Source organism: Pseudomonas sp. B21-015 (genome assembly GCF_024749285.1).
Classification (GTDB): domain Bacteria; phylum Pseudomonadota; class Gammaproteobacteria; order Pseudomonadales; family Pseudomonadaceae; genus Aquipseudomonas.
The window spans coordinates 2,173,663-2,196,023 of the sequence record NZ_CP087196.1 but is presented as its reverse complement, the minus strand read 5'-3'; the positions used below and the strand labels follow the sequence as shown (position 1 = coordinate 2,196,023).

2 protein-coding genes (1 of these 2 running past the window's edge) are annotated in these 22,361 nt (G+C 63.7%); both read right to left on the bottom strand.

Going from position 1 to position 22,361, the window contains the following annotated elements; translation table 11 throughout:
* Positions 1–9,981, bottom strand: partial view of a non-ribosomal peptide synthase/polyketide synthase gene (locus tag LOY38_RS10065; RefSeq protein ID WP_258699890.1) — the 5' portion only. It extends 3,537 nt beyond the left edge of the window; the window shows 9,981 of its 13,518 coding nt (coding positions 1–9,981); it begins with the start codon at positions 9,979–9,981; its stop codon lies off the left edge, out of view.
* Entirely contained in the window at positions 9,981–22,361 is a 12,381-nt protein-coding gene (locus LOY38_RS10060) for a non-ribosomal peptide synthetase (RefSeq protein ID WP_258699889.1), read from the bottom strand. The genes LOY38_RS10065 and LOY38_RS10060 overlap by 1 nt, the downstream gene beginning before the upstream one ends.

Genomic DNA, 22,361 nt, shown 5'->3' with positions numbered 1-22,361 from the left:
CAACATATTCCAGTAGGCAGTGGTCAGGTCGCTGATGCTGAACTGCTTGTCGAGCAATTCGCGATACCAGGTCTCGCTGTCCCAGATGTCCGGCCCGCGCAGCACCACCGAGGCACCGCAAATCAGCGCCGGGTAAAGCTGCTCGACAAAGGCATCGAAGTTGAACGTGGCAAATTGCAGCGAGCGGTCCTGCGGCGTGAGGCCGAGGAAATCCAGGGCCACCCGGGCATGACGGGTCAGCGCCGAGTGGGTGATGCCGACCCCTTTCGGGCGCCCGGTGGAGCCCGAGGTGAACATCACATACGCCAGGTTTGGCGGGCCGCTGCGCTCCGGCAGATTGTCGGCCTGGGTCGGATAATCCAGTTGATCCAGGCTCAGGACGGTCACGTCCGCAGCTTCTGGCAACGCCGCCGCGAGGTGACTTTGGGTCAACAACACACGCAGACCGCTGTCCTCGATCATCGCACCCAGTCGCTCGGCCGGGTATTCCGGGTCCAACGGCACGTAGGCGCCCCCGGCCTTGAGCACCGCCAGCAGGCTGATGATCATCTGCGTCGAACGCTCGACCGCAATGCCCACCAGCACTTCGGGGCCGACGCCATGTTGCAGCAGCACGCGGGCCAATTGGTTGGCCTGGGCATTGAGCTGGGCATAGCTCAGGCGTTGCTCGTCGAAAATCAGCGCCAGCGCTTGCGGTGTGCGCTCGGCTTGCCGTTCAAACAAGCGCTGCACGCACACGTCATCGACCGGCAGCGCCAGCGGCTCGCGCACAGCGGTCGAGACCAGGGCCAGATCGCCCACGGCACTGGCTGCAGGTGCCTCGACCATCTGCAACAGCAGGTGCGCGAGATGCCCGGCCAGTTGTTCAATCGCGGCGTCATCGAACTGCTGACGATCGAAACTCAGTTGAAACGACAACTCGGCGCCGAGGTTGACCGCCAGGGTCAACGGGTAATTGGTTTGCTCGAAGTTACCCACTTCGCCGAAGCGCAGATCTTGCGGTGCGCCCTGTTGCAGGGCTTCGGAGATCGGGTAGTTCTCGAACACCAGAATGTTGTCGAACAGGGCTTCGCCGCCCTGCCCGGCCCAACGCTGGATGTCGAACAGCGCGGTGTGTTCTTGCTCACGCAAGGCCAGGTTCTGCGCCTGCACCTGTTGCAGCCACTGCGCCAGCGGCTGTTCGGCCCGTGGGCTGGCGACCACCGGCAAGGTGTTGATGAACAGACCGATCTGCTGTTCGACCCCGGTCAGTTGCGCCGGACGTCCGGACACCGTGGCACCGAAGCTGACCGTGTCCAGCCCGGTATAGCGTTGCAACAGCAACAGCCAGGCTGCTTGCACCAGGGTGTTGAGGGTGACTTTCTGTTCCCGTGCAAACGTATTGAGCCCGGCGGTCTGCGCCTGGTCCAACGTCAGATAGTGCTCGCCTTGAGCGGTGTTGGCCGCATCGCTGCCGGTCCACACCAGCGCCTTGGCCAACCGGGTCGGCTCATCGAACGCGGCCAACTGGCCCTTCCAGAAACCTTCGGTGACCTGCGCGTCCTGTTGCGTCAGCCATTCGATGTAGTCGCGATAACGCCCCGCCGTGTTCGCCGGCACCTGGCCGCTGTAGCGTTGCAGCACTTCCCCTAGCAGCTGCGAATTGCTCCAGCCGTCCATCAAGATGTGATGGCTGGTGTAGATCAGGTGAAAACGCGCGGCGTCGAGACGCACCACCGTCAGGTTCAGCAACGGTGCGGCGGCAAGGTCAAAACCCTGCTGGCGCTGCGCGGCCGCCAGTTCGCTGAGTGCCAGGGCCACATCGCTCCGGGCGCGCCAGTCATGGAAGGTGAACGGCACGGCCAGTTGCTTGTGAATCACCTGCAACGGACGCTTGAACTCACCGTCCCAGACAAAGCCGCTGCGCAGCACATCGTGCGCATCCAGCGCCGCTTGCCAGGCCTCGCGGAAACGCTCGACCTGCAACCCCTCAACGTCCACGCACAGCTGATTGATGTAATCGCCGGCCTGCTGCTCGTAGAGGGTGTGGAACAGCATGCCTTGCTGCATCGGTGACAGCGGGTAAATGTCTTCGACCTGGCGTGGCGTCACGGGCAACCCATCGAGCTGGCGTTGCGTCAACCCGGCCAACGGGAAGTCCGACGGTGTCAGCCCCTGATGCCGAGCCTCACAGCAGTGCTCGATCAAGCGCCCCAGTTCCCGCGCATAAGCCTGCGCCAATCGGGCGATGGTCGACTGATCGAACATCTGCCCGCTGAACGTCCAGCCGATACTCAATTCGCCGCCATACACCCGGCCGTTGAGGGTCAGCCAATTGTCCAGCGGCGCCAGCGGACTTTGCTCCGCGCCCGCCGATTCGCTGGCCGGGGTGAACAGTGCGCCCGCCTCGTCGCCGAATCCGGCATCGAACTGGCCCAGGTAGTTGAAGGTAATGCGCGGCACGGGCAAGGCTTGCAGCGCATGCCGGGTATTGTCATTGCCCAGATAGCGCAGCGTGCCAAAGCCCAGGCCTTTATCAGGGATCGCCCGCAACTGTTCTTTGATCGTCTTGATCGAGTCCTGCGGCGTGATCGCCGGGGTCAGCCTGACCGGGAACAGGCTGGTGAACCAGCCCACGCTGCGGCTCAAATCGAGCTCTTCGAACAGCGCCTCGCGGCCATGGCCTTCGAGCTGGATCAGGGTCGATGCGTCGCCCGTCCAGTCGGCGATCACCCGCGCCAGCGCCGTCAGCAGCAGGTCGTTGACCTGTGTGCGATAGGCCGCCGGTGCCTCCTGCAACAACTTGCGGGTTTGCTGTTTGTCCAGACGGGTGTGCACATGCAAGGCGTGGCGGTTGTGCAACTCGCCCTGGGGTCGATCGCAGGGCAAGTCATTGCGTGAACCCTGCAATTGCCCTTGCCAGAACGTCAGCTGAGCCTGCATCGCCGGGCTGTCGGCATGCTGTTGCAAGCGTCGCGCCCAGGCCTGGGTGGCGCTGGTCTTGGCCGGCAATTTGAGCGTTTGGCCAGCCTGCAACTGCTCGTAGGCCTGTTGCAGGTCTTCGAGCAGAATGCGCCAGGACACGCCGTCGACCACCAGGTGATGGATCACCAGCAACAGTCGCTGGCTGCCATCGGCCATGTTCGCCAGCACCGCGCGCAGCAGATTACCGTTCGCCAGTTCGAGGCTGCGCTGTGCCTGTTCGCCCAATTGTTCGAGTGCCTCGGCATCGGCGACCTCGGCGGTCCACAGCAGCGGCGACTGTTGCCAGAGCGCCTGCTGCTCGGCCAGGGAACGATGCTGCGCGGTCCAGTTGTCGCCCTGGCGGGTGAAGGCCAGGCGCAACGCGTCGTGATGGCTGACCAGCGCCTGCAACGCACGCTCCAGGTGTCGGGCGTGCAGCGGTTTGGCGGACTTGAGCAGCACCGACTGGTTCCAGTGGTGCGGCTCGGCCATCTCGCGTTCAAAGAACAACTGCTGGAATGGCAGCAACGGCGTGTCGCCAGTGACCGGGCCCTGGTCGGTGCTCAAGCCGCTGTCGCCGACGGTCGCCACCGCCGCGAGGCTTTGCACGTTCTGGTGCAGGAACAGGTCTTTGGGGCTGAAATGGATCCCTGCCTGACGCGCCCGGCTGACCACCTGGATCGAGATGATCGAATCGCCGCCCAGCTCGAAGAAGTTGTCGCTGATCCCCACCTGCGGCCGCCCCAGCACGCTTTGCCAGATCGCCACCAGCGCCTGTTCGGTGGTGCTGGTCGGGGCGGTGTAAGCCTTGCTGCTGGCCGTGGTGTCGGCCTTGGGCAACGCCTTGCGTTCCAGTTTGCCGTTGGGGCTGACCGGCATTTTTTCCAGCCACAGCCAATGCTGCGGGACCATGTAGTCCGGCAATGTCTGGCTCAGGTGTTCCTTGAGGCTACGCTGCAAAGCACTGCGAACGTCATCGTCGGCGTGCAGCAATGCGCCGCGCGCTGGCACCACATACGCCACCAACAGCGTGCCGTCCTGGGCGATCACCACCGTTTCACGGACTTCGTCGTGTTCGGCCAGGCGCGCTTCGATCTCGCCCAACTCAATGCGCAGGCCACGGATTTTCACCTGATGGTCCATGCGCCCGGCGTATTCGATCACCCCGTCGGCGCGATAACGCGCCAGGTCGCCGGTGCGGTACAGGCGCTGGCCGTCACCGAACGGGCTGGTCGCGAATCGCTCCGCCGTCAGCGAAGGGCGACGGTGATAACCCCGGGCCAGGCCCTCGCCGCCCAGGTACAACTCGCCGATCACACCCACCGGTACCGGCGACAACTCGTGATCGAGAATGTAAGTCCCCAGGTTGGCGATCGGCTGGCCGATTGGCACGCTGTCGCGCCCTTCCTCGATGCACGTCCAGTGCGTGACGTCGATGGCCGCTTCGGTCGGGCCGTAGAGGTTGTACAGCCCGGCGTTGGGCAGCTTGGCAAACACTTGCTGCTGCGCATCCACTTGCAGGGCTTCGCCACTGCACACGATCCGGGTCAGGCTGGTGCACTCGCCCACCGAAGGGTCTTGCAGGAACGCCTGCAACATCGAAGGCACGAAGTGCAGCGTGGTGATGCGTTGCGCGGTGATCAACTCGATCAACTGCGCCGGATCACGATGAATGCCCGGCGCGGCCACTACCAGTGTCGAGCCGGCCAACAGCGGCCAGAAGAACTCCCAGACCGACACGTCGAAACTGAACGGCGTTTTTTGCAGCACGCTGTCCGTGGCGTCGAGCCGATAGGCCTGTTGCATCCAGCACAGGCGATTGACCAGCGCCGAATGACGGTTGCCCGCGCCTTTCGGTTTACCGGTGGAACCCGAGGTGTAGATCACATAGGCAAGGTTTTCGCCGTCGAGGTCAATGCCAGGGTTGGCATCGCTGCGGCCTTCCAGCCAGTCGCCGTCCTGATCCAGCACCAGGCTGCGAATGCCTGTCGGGATCGGCAATTGCTCAAGCAAGTGGCTCTGGGTCAGCAACAGCTGAATGCCACTGTCTTCAAACATGTAGGCCAAACGTTCCTGCGGGTATTGCGGGTCCAGCGGCAAATAAGCACCGCCGGCCTTGAGAATCGCCAGCAAGCCCACGACCATTTCCACCGACCGCTCGACCGCGATGCCCACCAGCACATCCGGGCCGACGCCCTGCTCGATCAGCGCGTGAGCCAATTGGTTGGCGCGGCCATTGAGCTCGGCGTAGCTCAAGCGTTGTTCGGCAAACACCAGCGCACACGCCTGCGGGGTTTTACCGACCTGTTCTTCGATCAGCGCCTGCACGCTGCGATGCAACGGGTAGTCGACGGCGGTGGCGTTCCAGTCGACGACCGTCAGTTGACGCTCCCGGTCATCGAGCAATGGCAATTGCCCCACCGGACGGTGAATGTCCTCGACCAGGCCTTGCAACAGATTCAGCCAGTGCCGGCCCATGCGCTCGATGGTCGATGGCTCGAACAAATCAGTGGCGTAGGTCAGCGACGCGTGCAGGCCTTGCGGGTTATCACTGGTGTCCAGGGTCAGGTCGAACTGCGCGGTGCGGTGTTCCCAACTGAGCTTTGCAAGCTCGATGCCCGGCAAGGATTCGGCCAGCGTTGAGGTCGCTTCGCTGCGATGGTTGAACATTGCCTGGAACAGCGGGCTATGGCTCAGGTTGCGTTGCGGTTGCAGCGCATCGACCAGTTGCTCGAACGGCAGGTCCTGATGCATCTGCGCCGCCATGGCCGCCTGCTTCACCTGTTGCAGCAGTTGAGCGCCCGTCAGTTGGCCGTCGAACTCGGTACGCAGCACCTGGGTGTTGACGAAAAAGCCGATCAGCCGCTCGGTTTCCAAGCGGTTGCGGTTGGCAATCGGCACGCCGACGCGGATATCCGCCTGGCCGCTGTAGCGATGCAGCAAGGTCTGGAACGAACCGAGCAACAGCATGAACAGCGTGACGTTTTCGCGCAGGGCCAGCGCCTTCAGGGCATTGCTCAGGGATTCGTCGAGGGTGATCGGCAGACGCGCCCCGCGAAAACTTTGCTGCGCCGGACGCGGATGATCCAGTGGCAACTCCAGCAGCGGCTGTTCGCTGCCCAGTTTTTCGCGCCAGTAGGCCAATTGCCGGTCCCGCTCGCCGGCGGCCATCCATTGACGCTGCCACACCGCGTAGTCGGCGTACTGCACCGGCAATGGTGGCAGTTCGGCCGGCCGGCCCTGGCTGATCGCTGCATACAGGGCCATCAAATCATCGATCATCACCTGCAACGACCAGGCGTCGGAGACGATGTGGTGCAGGGTCAGCACCAGCACGTGATCCTGTTCGCCAACCTGCAGCAGGACGAAGCGCACCAACGAACCGTCGAGCACATCGAACGGACGTTGCGTCTCCTGTTCGACGAAGGCCTTGATGCTCGCCTCATCGCTGACGGCCAGCCGCTGTTCGACAAAGCTCACGCGACCTTGCGGGCGGATCACCTGCCAGGTGCGGCCATCTTCCTCGACGAACGCCGTACGCAGGCTTTCGTGGCGCTCCACCAATGCCTCGAAGCTGCGTTGCAGGGCATTTTTGTCCAGCTCGCCACGCAGCCGTAGCGCGGTCGGGATGTTGTAGGCGGCGCTGTCGGGGTCCATTTTCCACAGGAACCATTGGCGCTCCTGGGCAAAGGACAGCACCAGCGGTTGGTCACGGTCGACCCGGGTCATCGGCGGTGACTGCTCGCCCGGTTCGGCGCCCAGTGCCTGGACGAAATCCTCCAGGGTGCTGTGCTCGAACAAGCTGCGCAACGGCACCTGGATGTCCAGCACCCGCCGCACCCGCGACACCACTTGGGTCACCAGCAGGGAGTGCCCGCCCAGCTCGAAGAAGTTGTCGGTCAGGCCCACGCGGTCCAGTTTCAGCACGTCCTGCCAGATCGCGGCGACTTGCTGCTGCCGTTTGCTCTGCGGGGCGACATAACGCGTCTGCAACTGGCTGGCGTCCACCGCCGGCAACGCCTTGCGATTGAGCTTGCCATTGGGCGTCAGCGGCAGGCTGGCGAGGAACAGCACATGCGCCGGGACCATGAATTCCGGCAGGCATTCCTTGAGCCGCGCCTTGAGTTCATCGCGCAGACGCAGTTGATCATCGGCGGCATCGAGGTCCAGTTGTGGCGCGACCACATAGGCCACCAGTTGCTGGCTGCCCAGGGCTTCCTGCGCCAGCACCGCCACTTCGCGGACCGCTGGCTGCTCCAGCAGACGCGCTTCGATTTCACCCAGTTCGATGCGGAAACCGCGGATCTTCACTTGGTGGTCGATGCGCCCCCTGTATTCGAGCACGCCGTCGTGCCGATGGCGCGCCAGGTCGCCGGTGCGGTACAGCCGCGCGCCGTTGCCGAACGGGTCGGGCAGGAAGCGCTCGGCGGTCATCGCCGCACGGTCGTGATACCCGCGGGCCAGGCCGTCGCCGCCAATCAGCAGTTCACCAATCGAGCCTGCGGGGTTTGGCGCCAGATCGTCACCCAAAATGTACAGCGTGGTGTTGGCAATCGGTTTGCCGAGGTACGGCTGGCGCTGCTCGCGGGTCAGTTGCCAGGCCGCCGACCAGATGGTGGTTTCAGTCGGGCCATAAAGGTTCCAGACCTGCCCCGCCAGGCCGAGCATGCGCTGGGCCAGGTCATCGGCCAGCGCTTCGCCGCCGCAGAGGAATTTACAGCCCTGGAGGATGGGCGCCTGTTCGTGGTCGAGCAACATACGCCAAGTCGACGGCGTGGCTTGCACCACGGTGACTTCCTGTTGCCGGATCATCTCCAGCAACGCTTGCGGATCCTGGGCGGTTTGCTTGTCCACCAGCACCACACGGGCACCGCTGAGCAGCGGGCCGTAGATTTCCAGGCCGAAAATATCGAACGAGAACGTGGTCAGCGACAGCATGCGGTCCTGGGCCTCGATGCCCGGCGCCTTGACCATGCTCACCACGAAGTTCACCAGCGCCTGATGGCGCACCATTACCCCTTTGGGTTTGCCGGTGGAACCGGAGGTGTAAATCGCATACGCGAGGTGTTCACCGTTGATCGATACCTGCGGATCGGCTTCGCTGTAACCGCGAGCGTGCTCGCCTTGCGGGTCGAGCAACAGGGTCTGCACGCCAGCCGGAATCGGTAGTTGCCCGGTCAGATGAGCCTGGGTCAGCAGCAGTTGCAGGCCGCTGTCTTCGATCATGTGCGCCAGACGGTCTTCGGGGTATTGCGGGTCGAGCGGCACGTAGGCACCGCCCGCCTTGAGAATCGCCAACAGCCCGATCAGCATTTCCAGGCTGCGGTCGATGGCGATACCGACCAACTGATCCGGGCCGACACCCAGTTCGATCAGCCGGTGCGCCAACTGGTTGGCCTGGCGATTGAGTTGTGCATAGCTCAGTGATTGCCCGTCGAACACCAGCGCGGTGTCCTCTGGCGTGCGCAGGGCCTGGGCTTCGATCAACTGATGGATGCAGCGGTCAGTCGGGTATTCGGCGGCGCTGCGGTTCCAGTCGACCAGCACCTGCTGTTGTTCGGTTTCGTCGAGCAGGGCCAGTTCGCCCACCCGCTGCTGCGGATCGGCAACGACGCTGCCCAGCAGGTTTTGCCAATGCCGTGCCAGACGCTCGATGGTCGCGCCGTCAAACAGGTCGGTGGCGTAGGTCAGCTGTGCGCCGAGGCCCTCGGGGCCGTCGAACGTTTCCAGGGTCAGGTCGAATTGCGCGGTGCGCGATGGTTGATGCAAGTGGCGGATCGTCAGCGCTGACTCGCCCGTGCCCTGCCGACTTTGGCTGGCGCCGGTGCTCTGGTGGTTGTACATGACCTGGAACAGCGGGCTGTAGCTCAGGCTGCGTTCCGGTTGCAAAGCCTCGACCAGTTGCTCGAAAGGCAGGTCCTGATGCGCCTGGGCGGCCATCGCGGTCTGTTGGACCTGGGCCAGCAGCGTGCTGAACGTGGCCTGAGCATCGAACTCGGTCTTGAGCACCTGGGTGTTGACGAAGAAGCCGATCAGCCGCTCGGTCTCGACCCGGTTGCGGTTAGCGGTGGGCACGCCGACGCGGATGTCGGCCTGGCCACTGTAGCGATGCAACAAGGTCTGGAACGACGCCAGCAACAGCATGAACAGCGTGACGTTTTCGCTTTTGGCCAACGCCCTCAGGCGCTCGCCCAGAGCCGGCGGCAACGCCAGCTCATGACGGGCGCCACGCAGGCTCTGCACCGCCGGGCGCGGGTAATCGGTGGGCAACTCCAGCACCGGATGCTCGCTGCCCAAGTGCGTCTGCCAATACTCCAGCTGCCGCTCGCGCTCCCCGGCTTCCATCCAGTGCCGCTGCCAGATGCCATAGTCGGCGTACTGGATCGACAGCGCCGGCAAACTGAGTTCCTGGCCCTGGCGGTAGGCGCCATACAGTTGCAGCAATTCGTCGACCATGACCCGCATCGAGGCGCCATCCGAGGCGATGTGGTGCTGGGTCAGGGTCAGCACGTGCTCCTGCGCGCCAAGGCGCAGCAGGCTGACACGCAACAGCGGCCCGTTGACCAGGTCGAACGGCTGCCCAGTCTGTTCGGCGACGAACGCTTGTATCTGTGCCTCTGGCGACAGGGCATCGGGGCGTTCATCCAGTTCATGCACGGCGACGGTCAGGTTCATGTGCGGATGAATCACCTGCACCGCTTGCTCATCCTGCTGCCGGAACGTGGTGCGCAGGCTTTGATGACGGGCAATCAGCGCATTGAAACCGCGTTCGAGCGCCGCGATGTCAAGCTCGCCCTGCAAGTGCATGGCACTGGGGATGTTGTAGGCGGCGCTGTCGGGGTCCATCTGCCAGAGGAACCACTGGCGCTCCTGAGCAAAAGACAGCGGCACCGGATCGAACTGCGACTGTGTTTCGGGAATCGGCAGGTTCGCCGGCGAAACACCTTCCTCGAGCATCTTCTGCAGATAGACCCTGCGCTTGTCGCGCGGCAAAGTAATGAAGCGCCGGGCGATCTTCAAAGCGACATTGGTATCCATCAAGCTTCCTCCATTTCGTCAAGCAGGGCGTCCAGCTTGCTCAGTTTCAACGTATCGACCTGCTCACCTGCGGTTGCCAGACTGCTGACGAAATCCGTGAGTACGGGGTGTTGAAAAATCAGTTGTGGGGTCAGTTTCAGGCCCAGTTCCAGTTGCAGGCGTGAAACCACATTGACGGCCAGCAACGAGTGGCCGCCCAGTTCGAAAAAGTTATCCAGCAAGCCGACACGCTCGACTTGCAGTACGTGCTGCCAGATCGCCGCGACCTGCTGCTCCCGCTCGCTCTGCGGGGCGACATAACGCACCTGCAAATGACCGCCCTCCACCGTCGGCAACGCCTTGCGGTCGAGTTTGCCGTTGGGCGTCAGCGGCAATTGTTCAAGGAACAACAGGTGCGCCGGGACCATGAATTCCGGCAGGGACTCCCTAAGCCGTGCCTTGAGTTCATCGCGCAAAGATTGCTGATCGTCGGCGGCATCGAGGTCCAGCTGTGGTGCGACCACATAAGCCACCAGTTGCTGATTGCCCAGGGCTTCCTGCGCCAGCACCGCCACTTCGCGGACCGCTGGCTGCGCTAGCAGGCGCGCTTCGATTTCGCCCAGTTCGATGCGGAAACCACGGATTTTCACTTGATGGTCGATTCGCCCTCGGTACTCGATCACACCATCGGCCTGATAACGGATCAGATCGCCGGTGCGGTACAGGCGCTCGCCATGGCTGGCAAACGGGTTCGGCACGTACTTCTCGGCGGTCATGCCCGGCCGCCCCAGGTAACCACGGGTGATGCCGGCGCCGGCCAGGTACAGCTCGGCGGACACGCCCAGGGGCACCGGTTGCAAATCGGCATCCAGCAGGTAACTGGCGGTGTGCTTGAGCGGCCGGCCAATGTTCGCCGTGCCACCCGCCTCGCGACGGGTCCAGGTGGAATAGGTGGTGTCTTCCGACGGGCCGTAAAGGTCGTAGACATGCGCCACGGTCGCTTGCCCATAAAGTGCGTCGACCAGCGACTGCTTGAGCGGCTCACCGGCGAGGTTGATGATGCGCACGCTCGGCGGAATCTGCCCGGCACTGTGCAGCGCATTGATCGCCGACGGCACGCTGTTGATCAGGCGCACCTGATCCCGCGCCGGCAATTGCGGCAATTCCATGGCGTTGCGGGCGATGATCAGCGAGCCGCCGTTGGCCAGGGTGACAAACAGCTCCCACACCGACAGGTCGAAGCACACCGAGGTCGAGGCCAATACCCCTTGAATGTCGTCGCGGCTGTACACCGATTGCGACCAGTCGATCAGCGCCAGCACGTTGCGATGGGCGATGGCCACGCCTTTGGGCTTGCCGGTGGAGCCGGAGGTGTAGATCACGTAGGCCAGGTTATCCGGTGTGACGCGGGTGACCGGGGCGCTGCGCGGATAATCCGCCAGTTGTGCCTCGATCCGCTCCATCAGCAGCACTTGGGTGTGCGCCGCCACGTTTAATGTTGCCGCAACGGCCTGCTCGGTCAGCAGCACCAGGGCGCGGCTGTCTTCGAGCATGTAGGCCACGCGGTCGACCGGGTAATCCGGGTCCAACGGCACGTAGGCACCGCCGGCCTTGAGCACCGCGAGCAGCGCGACCAGCAGGCTGTCGGAACGCTGCATCGCCACGCCGACCCGCACTTCCGGGCCCACGCCCAATTCGATCAGCTTGTGGGCGAGACGGTTGGCGCGGCTATCGAGTTCGGCGTAAGTCAGCTGTTGGCTGGCGAAGGTGACCGCCAGCGCGTCCGGTTGGGCGGCGACTTGGCGGTCGATCAACTGATGAATGCACAGGTCTTGAGCGAAATCTTCGTCAGCACGGTTCCAGTCCAGCAAGACCTGTTGCTGTTCGGTCTCATCCAACAGCACCAACTCGCCGAGGCAGCGTTCACCGGTGTCGATCATCTGGCTCAACAAGTGCTGCAAATGAGCCGCCAATTGCGCCACCGTCGCCGATGCAAAACTGCCGCGCTGATAGCTGAAGTGCATCGACAGTTGGGTGTCGAGGCTCACCAGCAGGGTCAGTGGATAGTTGGTCTGCTCGACACTGGCCACCGGACCAAAGCGCAACCCTTGCGGGGCGCCCTGCTCCAGGGCCTGGGCAATCGGGTAGTTCTCGAACACCATAATGTTGTCGAACAGCGCTTCACCGCCCTGCCCGGCCCAGCGCTGAATATCGAACAGCGCAGTGTGTTCGAACTCGCGCAAGGCCAGGTTTTGCGCCTGCACCGCTTGCAGCCAGCTATTGAGCGATTGCTCGGCCCGAGGGCTGGCGATCACCGGCAAGGTGTTGATGAACAGCCCGATCTGTTGCTCGACACCGGGCAAGTCCGCCGGACGACCGGCGACTGTCGCGCCGAAGGCCACGGTGCTCTTACCGGTGTAGCGTTGCAGCAGCAGCAACCAGGCCGCCTGCACCAGCGTGTTGACGGTGACTTTCGCGGCCCGGGCGAACTCGCCCAGACGCAAGGTTTGATCGGCCTCCAGCACCTGGAAATGATCGCCATAACCTTGGGCTTCGATAGACGCTTGAGGCTTCGCGACTGTCTGGGCCAGGCGCGTCGGCTCCTCCAGCGCCTGCAGCGCCGGGGTCCAGAACGCTTCGCTGGCGGCTGAGTCCTGGCGTTGCAGCCAGGCGATGTAATCGCGGTAACGTCCGCTGTGAGCGGCGTTGAACTGGCCGCTGTAACGCTGCAGCACTTCGCCGAGCAACTGCGAGTTGCTCCAGCCATCCATCAGGATGTGATGGTTGGTGTAGATCAGGTGATGACGGTGGTCGTCGATGCGCGCAATCACCAGCCGCAACAAGGTCGACGCGTTCAAGTTCAGGCTTTGGCGTTCAGAGTCGGCAAGCGTCTGCAAGGCCTGATCGCGCTGCGGATGCCTGCGCACATCATGCAGGCTGTAAGGCAACTGCGCGTGTTTGCTGACCACTTGCACCGGGTTTTCCAGTTCGCCCTGCCAGACAAAACGCGTGCGCAGAATGTCGTGGGCATCCACCGCCGCTTGCCAGGCCTGATGGAAACGCTCGGGGTCGAGCCCGTCGACGTCCAGGCGTATCTGGTTGATGTAATCGCCGGTGGTTTCTTCGTACACGGCATGGAACAACATGCCCTGCTGCATCGGCGACAGCGGATACAGGTCTTCGATCGACTGCGGCGCCAGCGGCAAGCCGTCCAGCTGTGCCTGGCTCAAGCGCGCCAGCGGGAAGTCCGACGGGGTAACGCCGTGCTGCCCGGCCTCGCAGCAATGGGCGATCAGCGCTTGCAGTTCCTGCGCGTAATCATCGGCCAGCGCTTGAATGGTCGCCTCATTGAACCGTTCGCGGCTGAAGGTCCAGCCCAGGTTCAGTTCGCCGCCATACACCTGACCATTGAGGGCCAACTGGTTGGCCAATGGCGCACGGGCGTCCAGTTCATCGCCGGCCGCGTCACTGCACGGTACGAACAAGGCGCCGTCGGCTGCGCTGAAGCTGCCGTCGAACTGGCCCAGGTAGTTGAAGGTCAGGCACGGGACCGGCAATTGGCTGAGGGTTTGACGTGCGGCGTCGTCTCCCAGATGGGCCAGGGCACCAAAACCGAGGCCCTTGTTCGGGATCGCGCGCAGCTGTTCCTTGATCTGTTTCAGCGAACCGCCGAGGTCCGCGACCGGCGTCAGTTTTGCCGGGTACAGGCTGGTGAACCAGCCGACGGTGCGGGTCAGGTCAACGCCGTCGAACAGCTCTTCACGGCCATGGCCTTCGAGCTGGATCAACGCGCTTTCGGTGCCGGTCCAGCGCACCATGACCCGGGCCAGAGCGGTGAGCAGCAGGTCGTTGACCTGGGTGCGATAAGCCGCCGGGGCTTCTTGCAGCAGTTGCCGGGTCAGTGCCTTGTTAAGTTGCGTGCGCACCGTCAGTGCGTGCTTGTTCTGTTGCCCGCCTTCGGGGTTATCCGCCGGCAACGCCACGTCGGCGCCTTGCAATTGCTGTTGCCACCAGGCCAGTTCGCTGCGCAGTTCCGCACGGCGGGCGTAGGTTTGCAGGTGCTCGGCCCAGACTTTGGCCGCACTGGTTTTGGCCGGCAATTGCAGGGGCTCGCCGGTCAACAGCTGACGGTAAGCGGTTTGCAGATCGTCAAACAGAATCCGCCACGACACGCCGTCCACCACCAAATGGTGGATCACCAGCAACAGTCGCGCAGTGCCGTCATCAAGGTTCGCCAGCACTGCGCGCAGCAGCGGCCCGTGTTGCAGGTTCAGGCTGCGTTGCGCTTCGTTGGCCACCGCTTCCAGTGCCGTGGCGTCGGCGACGTCGACCGCCCAGACCAACGCCTCGGTCTGGCTGCCCGGCGCGCGGTATTGCGCCTGCCAGCCCTCGGCCTGCTCGACGAAGCTCAAGCGCAAGCCATCGTGGTGCGTAACCAGCGCGCCCAACGCCTGCTCAAGCAGCGCAGCCTCCAGAGTTTGCGTCGGCTTGAGCATCACCGCCTGGTTCCAGTGCTGGCGCTCGGGGATGGCCTGTCCGAAGAACACCTGTTGCACTGGCAACAACGCCAGTTCGCCAGTCACCGGCCCTTGATCAATGACCTGAGCCTGTTCGCCAAGCCGCGCCACCGTGGCCAGTGCCTGAATGGTCTGGTGCTGGAACAGGTCTTTGGGCGTGAAGCGGATACCGGCCTGTCGGGCGCGGCTGACCACTTGAATCGAGATGATCGAATCGCCGCCCAACTCAAAGAAGTTGTCGCTCAAACCGACCTGATCGAGCTTCAGCACGTCCTGCCAGATCGTCGCCAGTTGCTGCTCCAGCGCGCTTTGCGGCGCCATGTAGGCTTGCTGCAATTGGCTGACGTCCGGCTTGGGCAGGTTCTTGCGGTCGAGTTTGCCGTTGGGGGTCAACGGCAGGCGCTCAAGCAGCAGCAAATACGCCGGGACCATGTGCGCCGGCAGCGCGGCTTTAAGTTGCTCGCGCAGGCTGTCGGCGAAATCAGCCCGTTCGGCATTGAGCGCATCGGCGACCACATAAGCCACCAGGCGCTTGCCGCTGCCGGCGGTGCCTTCCTGGGCGACCACCACCGCTTCGCGTACCCCGTCGAGGGCTTGCAGGCGCGCTTCGATTTCCCCCAGTTCAATACGGAAACCGCGAATTTTCACCTGGTTGTCGATGCGATCCAGGTAATCGAACGTGCCATTGGCACGCTGCCGCACCAGGTCGCCGGTGCGGTACAGCAAGCCACCGACCGCGCTGAACGGATCGGCGACAAAGCGTTCTGCCGTCAGCCCGGGACGGTTCAGGTAACCCCGGGCCAGGCCGGTGCCGCCCAGGTACAGCTCACCGGCCATGCCTTGGGGCAGCAGGTTCAGGTCGGCGTCCAGCACGTAAGCGCTGCGGTCACCGATGCGACTGCCGATCGGCGCATAGGCCGCGCCGCACTGCACGTCGCGCCCGGCCTTCCAGATCAACGGCGTGACCACGGTTTCGGTCGGGCCGTAGCCGTTGATGATGTAGTCCGGATCGAGCGCGCGTTTGACCCGCTCGAAACTGGCGTTGGGCACGGCATCGCCGCCGAAGCAGTAGATCCGCACCTTCGGCGGGTGGCCTTCACGCTCGGCGTGTTCGGCCAGTTGTTGCAGGTAGACCGGCGGGAACGCCACCACCGTCACGCCGTGTTCGCGCATGGCGTTACAGGTCTGTTCCGGCGTCCACAGGCTGTCGTCGCGAATCAGCAGCGAGGCGCCGTGGGTCAGGCTGGTGAGCCAACGCTCGTGGGCGCCGTCGAAGGCGAAGGACATGAAGTGGAATTCGCAGTCGCTGTCGCGCATTTCATAGCGCTCGCCGATGGCCTGGCAATGCATCGCCAGCGGGCCATGGGCAACGCTCACGCCTTTGGGGTTACCGGTGGAACCGGAGGTGTAAATGACGTAAGCGAGGTTCTGCGGATCGAGCGGCACCTTGGGCGCAGTGAGGGATTGGCTGCGCAGATCGAGACGGTCGAGTTCCAGCACCGGGACCGAGTCCTCCACCGGCAACTGCGCAGAAACAGACGAATCGGTGAGCAACAACGCCAGCCCCGAATCCTCGATCAGATAGGCTAGGCGCTCGCGCGGGTAGCTGGTGTCCAGCGGCACGTAAGCGCCGCCGGCCTTGAGCACCGCCAGCAGCGCGACAATCACCCCTTCGCTGCGCGGCAAGGCCACGCCGACCCGGCTTTCCGGGCCGACACCCCGCGCGATCAGGGCGTGGGCCAATTGATTAGCGCGTTGGTCGATGTCGCCATAGCTGAACCGCTGGCCAGCGAAGATCACCGCCGTGCGCTCCGGGCGCTGGGCGGCGAGTTCGGCGATGCGCTGGTGCACGGCGACATTCACCGGGTACGGTTGCGGCTGGTTATCGGCCTGTTGCTGCGCGAGTTCGGCGGCGCTGGCCAGGGCGATTTCACCGAGGTTGCGTGCGGCCGACTCGGCGAACTGCTCCAGCAGTTGCAGCAGGTGCGCACTGATGCGTTCGATCGCCGGCATGGAAAAATGCGCCCGGTCGAAGCTGTAATGCAGCGCCAGGGTCTGGCCCAATGTCACGGCGACGCTCAACGGATAATGGGTTTGCTCAAGGTTGGCGACTTCACCGAACACCACGCCTTGCTCCGCGCCCTGTTGCAGCGCCTGGGCAATCGGGTAGTTCTCGAACACCAGAATGTTGTCGAACAGCGCTTCGCCACCCTGCCCGGCCCAACGCTGAATGTCCGCCAGCGGCGTGTGTTCGAACTCGCGCAGGCTGAGGTTTTGCGCCTGTACCGCTTGCAACCAGTGGCCGACGCTCTGGTCCGGACGCGGCGCGCCGATCACCGGCAAAGTGTTGATGAACAAGCCGACAGCTTGCTCGATGCCGGGCAAGTCTGCCGGGCGCCCGGCCACCGTGGCGCCGAAGGCCACGGTTTCGTGACCGGTGTAGCGTTGCAGCAACAGCAGCCACGCGGCTTGCACCAGGGTGTTGAGGGTGACTTTCTGTTGCCGGGCAAAGGTTTCAAGGCCTTGGGTGCGACTGACGTCCAGGGTCTGGAAGTGGTCGCCATGCCCGCTCAGGGTTTCGTTGCCGAACACCACCCGCGCCAGTCGGGTCGGCTCTTGCAAGGAGGCCAACGGCTCACGCCAGAAGTCCTGGCTCGATTGCGCATCCTGACGCTGCAACCAACCGATGTAATCGCGATAGCGCCCGCCGGTGGCCATCGGCGCGCGACCGCAGTAACGCTGCAACACTTCGCCGAGCAACTGCGAGTTGCTCCAGCCGTCCATCAGGATGTGGTGGTGGGTGTAAATCAGGTGCCAACTATCAGAGGCGGTTTGCACCAGCACCAGTCGCAGCAACGGCGCCTGGCTCAGGTCGAACCCTTGTTGGCGTTCAGCATCGGCCCGTTCACTCAGGGCCTGAACCTGATCGCCACGCTCACGCCAGTCGAGCACGGTGAACGGCAACTGCACCTGTTTGTGGACGATCTGCACCGGTTGTTCCAGTTCGCCCTGCCAGACAAAACCTGTGCGCAGAATGTCTTGAGCATCGACCGTGGCCTGCCAGGCCGCGCGGAAACGCTCGGGCTCGAGGCCTTGCACATCCACCCGCAGCTGATTGATGTACTCGCCCGCCGCCTGCTCGTACAGGGTGTGGAACAACAGCCCCTGCTGCATCGGCGACAGTGGATAGAGGTCGTCGAGTTGGCCGACGGCCACCGGCAGTGCATCGAGTTGCGCCTGGGTGATGCGCGCCAGCGGGAAGTCCGACGGCGTGGCCTGTGGGGCCTCGAGGGTGCAGCAATGCTCGATCAACCCGTTGAGTTCGACAGCGTATTGATCAACCAACTGCTCAATGGTCGCCGTGTCGAACATCTCACGGCTGAAGCCCCAGCTCATCGACAGCTCACCGCCGTACACCTGGCCTTCGACCGTCAGCCAGTTGGCCAACGGCGCCGACGGATCCTGGGCCGCGCCGCTGCCTTCGCTGGACGGCACAAACAACGCCGCTTCGTCGAACTGGCGGTCGAACTGCCCCAGGTAGTTGAAGGTGATGCGCGGTTGCGGCAGGGCCGCCAACGCGGTGCTCGTTTGCGAATCGGCCAAGTAGCGCAGCACGCCGTAGCCCAGGCCTTTGTCCGGCACCGCGCGCAGTTGCTCCTTGACCGTCTTGATCGATGCGCCGAGATCGCCGGCCGGGATCAGGTTGACCGGGAACAGGCTGGTGAACCAGCCGACGGTACGGGTCAAATCAATGTCGTCGAACAGGTCTTCGCGGCCATGCCCTTCGAGCTGGATCAGCGTGCTGCCCTGCCCGGTCCAGCGGCACACGGCCCGCGCCAATGCGGTCAGCAGCAGATCATTGACCTGAGTGCGATAAGCCGCCGGCGCCTGTTGCAGCAGTTTGCGGGTTTGTTCGGCATCGAAGGTCAGTTCGACTTTCTGCTCGAAACGGTTTTGCAGTGCGCCGTCAGGGCGGTCGCACGGCAAATCGTTTTGCGGCGCATCGCGCAATTCGGCCTGCCAATAATCGACACTGTTGTGGAACGTTGGCAGGTGGCTTTGCAGACGCGCCACCCAGCGTTGGTAGGCACTGGTTTTCGCCGCCGTCATCAGCGTCGAGCCGTCGCGTGCCTGGCGATAGAACTGCTGCAGATCCTCCAGCAATACCCGCCACGACACACCGTCCACCGCCAAGTGGTGAATGACCAGCAGCAGCCGTTGGGTGCCATCGGCCATGTCCACCGACAACGCTCGCAGCAATGGGCCGTTGTTTAGATCAAGACTGCGCTGGGCTTCGTCGCATAACGCATTCAGTTCTTCGAGCGATTGCGCCGAGCGTTGCCACAACACCGACTCAACGGACGCTGCGCCATAAGCCTGCTGCCAACCGGCGTCGGTTTTTTCATAACGCAGACGCAAACCGTCGTGATGCGTGAGCAACTGCGCCAACGCTTGATCCAGCGCCCCGGCATCCAGCGCTTCGCGCGGGACCAGCAGCAGCGACTGGTTCCAGTGATGACGCTGCGCAATGGTTTGATCGAAGAACCAGTGCTGCACCGGTGCCAGGGCCACTGCGCCAACCGCCGGACCTTGATCGATCAGGTTCTGCTCGCCGCTGCGGGCCACTTGCGCCAGGCTGCGGATGGTCTGGTGCTGGAACAGGTCTTTGGGGCTCAACAGGATGCCCGCCTGACGCGCGCGACTGACCACTTGCATCGACACAATGGAATCGCCGCCCAGCTCGAAGAAGTTGTCTTCCAGGCCGACGTTGTCGATGGCCAGGACGTCCTGCCAAATCGCCGCCAGCGACTTTTCCAGGGCCGTGCGTGGCGCCACGTGCTCGCGTTGCTGCCGGGTGCCGTCGACCGCAGGCAAGGCCTTGCGGTCGAGCTTGCCGTTGGGGGTCAACGGCAATTGTTCGAGGAACAGCAGATAAGCCGGGACCATGTAGTCCGGCAAATGTTGGCGCAGCGCGGCTTTCAGGGTATCGCGCAGGTTCGCTTGAGCATCGGCATTGCCCGCCAACACCGCGGCATCGGTCGGCACGATATAGGCGATCAGTTGCTGGCCGCTAACGCCATCCTGAGCCAGCACCGCCAGTTCGCGTACCGCGTCCTGCTGCAACAGCCGCGCTTCGATTTCACCCAGCTCGATCCGGAAACCACGAACCTTGACCTGGTGGTCGATGCGACCGACGTATTGCAGCGCGCCGTCTGCCTGATAGCGGGTCAGGTCACCGGTGCGATACAGGCGCTCGCCGTTGCTGGCAAACGGGTTCGGCACGTACTTCTCGGCGGTCATGCCCGGCTGCGCCAGGTAACCCCGAGTGATGCCTGCGCCGGCCAGGTACAGCTCGGCCGATACGCCCTGCGGCACCGGTTGCAGATCGGCGTCGAGCAAATAGCTGGCGGTGTGTTTGAGCGGTCGACCGATGTTGGCGCTGCCGCCGGCCTGGCGGCGAGCCCAGGTGGAATACGTGGTGTCTTCCGACGGACCGTAGAGGTCGTAGACGTGCTCGATAGTCGGCTGCTGATACAGCGCCTCCACCAGGCTCTGCTTCAGCGGCTCACCGGCGAGGTTGATGATGCGCACGCTCGGCGGGATCTGCCCGTCGCGCTGCAACGCATTGATCGCCGAGGGCACGGTGTTGATCAGGCGCACTTGATCGCGGGCCGGCAGCTGCGGCAGCTCCAGGGCGTTGCGGGCGATGATCAGCGAACCGCCGTTGGCCAGGGTGACAAACAGCTCCCACACCGACAGGTCGAAGCACACCGAGGTCGACGCCAGCACACCTTGAATATCGTCGCGGCTGTACACCGACTGCGACCAGTCGATCAGCGCCAGCACGTTGCGATGGGCGATGGCCACGCCTTTGGGTTTGCCGGTGGAGCCGGAGGTGTAGATCACGTAAGCCAGGTTATCCGGCGTGACGCGGGTCACCGGCGCACGGCTCGAGTAAGCGGCCAGCCACGGCTCGGCGGTGTCCATCAGCAGCACTTGGGTGCCTACCGCCACGTTCAAGATTGCCGCAACGGCCTGCTCGGTCAGCAGCACCAAAGCGCGGCTGTCTTCAAGCATGTAGGCCACGCGGTCGGTCGGGTAGTCCGGGTCCAACGGCACGTAGGCGCCGCCGGCCTTGAGTACCGCCAGCAGCGCCACCAGCAAGCTGTCGGAACGCTGCATCGCCACGCCGACCCGCACTTCCGGGCCCACGCCCAACTCGATCAGCTTGTGGGCGAGACGGTTGGCGCGGCTATCGAGTTCGGCGTAAGTCAGCTGTTGGCTGGCGAAGGTGACCGCCAGCGCGTCCGGTTGGGCGGCGACTTGGCGGTCGATCAACTGATGAATACACAGATCATCGGCGAAGCCTGGGTCCGCGCGGTTCCAGTCATGGACGATGCGCTGGTATTGCGCAGCTTCAAGCAGCGGCAAATCGCTGATGCGCTGCTGGCTGTCGTTGACCATACCGTGCAGCAGATGGGTCCAGTGCCGAGCCATACGGGCGATGGTCGGCGCGTCGAACAAGTCATTGGCATAGGTCAGCGCGGCGTGCAGTGTGCCGGCCTTTTCATAGGTGTCCAGGGTCAGGTCGAACTGGGTGGTGCGCCCTTCCCATTCGATCACGCCCAATTCCAGGCCCGAGGCGGTGGTCACCGTGGAAATGTCCGCCACCTGTGGCTGATGGTTGTACATCACCTGGAACAACGGCGTGTGGCTGAGGCTGCGCTCCAGCTTCAACGCTTCCACCAGCCGCTCGAACGGCAAGTCCTGATGGGCCTGGGCGTCGAGGGCGGTTTCCTTGATGTCACTGAGCAAATCCGCCACGCGGGTCTGGCCGTCGAGCCGGGTGCGCAGCACTTGGGTGTTGACGAAGAAACCGATCAAGCCTTCGATTTCACCACGGTTGCGATTGGCGATCGGCACGCCGACGCGGATGTCGGTCTGCCCGGTGTAACGGTGCAGCAAGGCGTTGAAAGCGCCAAGCAACAGCATGAACAAGGTGATGTTGTGCTTCTGCGCGGTGGCTCGCAGTTGCTCGGCCAGTTGGCCATCAACGCCGAACTCATAACGCGTGCCGCGATAGCTGGGCATCGCCGGGCGCGGGCGATCGGTGGGCAACTCCAGCACCGGGTGCTCGTCGCCCAATTGGGCTTGCCAGTATTCCAGTTGCCGCGCCTGCTCCCCGGCTTCCAGCCAGCGGCGTTGCCACAAGGCATAGTCGCTGTACTGAATCGGCAGCGGTGCGAGCTGCGGTAGCGCGCCTGCATCATGGGCGTCGTAGCAGCGGATGAACTCATCGATCAACACGTTCATCGACCAGCCATCGGAAACGATGTGGTGCAGGGTCAGCAGCAGCACGTGCTCCTGCTCGGCGAGCTTGAGCAGCTTGACCCGCAGCAGCGGCCCGACGGCCAGGTCGAACGGCAGCAACGATTGCTGCTGGGCGGCCTCGGCCACGGCCTGCTCGCGCTCAAGGGCTGGCAGCGCGCTGAAATCGACCTGCTCGATCACCAGCGGCGCACGGGTCGGCGCTTGTTGCAGAGTCTCGTCGGCCTGACGCTGGAACACCGTGCGCAGGGTTTCATGACGCGCCACCAGGCTGGCGAACGCCTGCTCCAGGGCCGGCAGGTTCAACCGCCCGGTCAGGCGTACCGCGCCCGGCAAGTTGTAGGCGCCGCTGTGCGGGTCCAGCTGCCAGAGAAACCACATGCGTTGCTGGGCGTAGGACAGCGCTTGCCGGTCCTGGGCCTCGACCCCTTGCGGAATCGGAAAACGGGCGAAGTCCACGCCCTCCTTGTGCAAGGCCGCAAGGAACATCTGGCGCTTTTCCAGGGGCAACCCGATAAACCGGCGAGCAAGTTTCAAGGAGTCTTCAGCATTCAT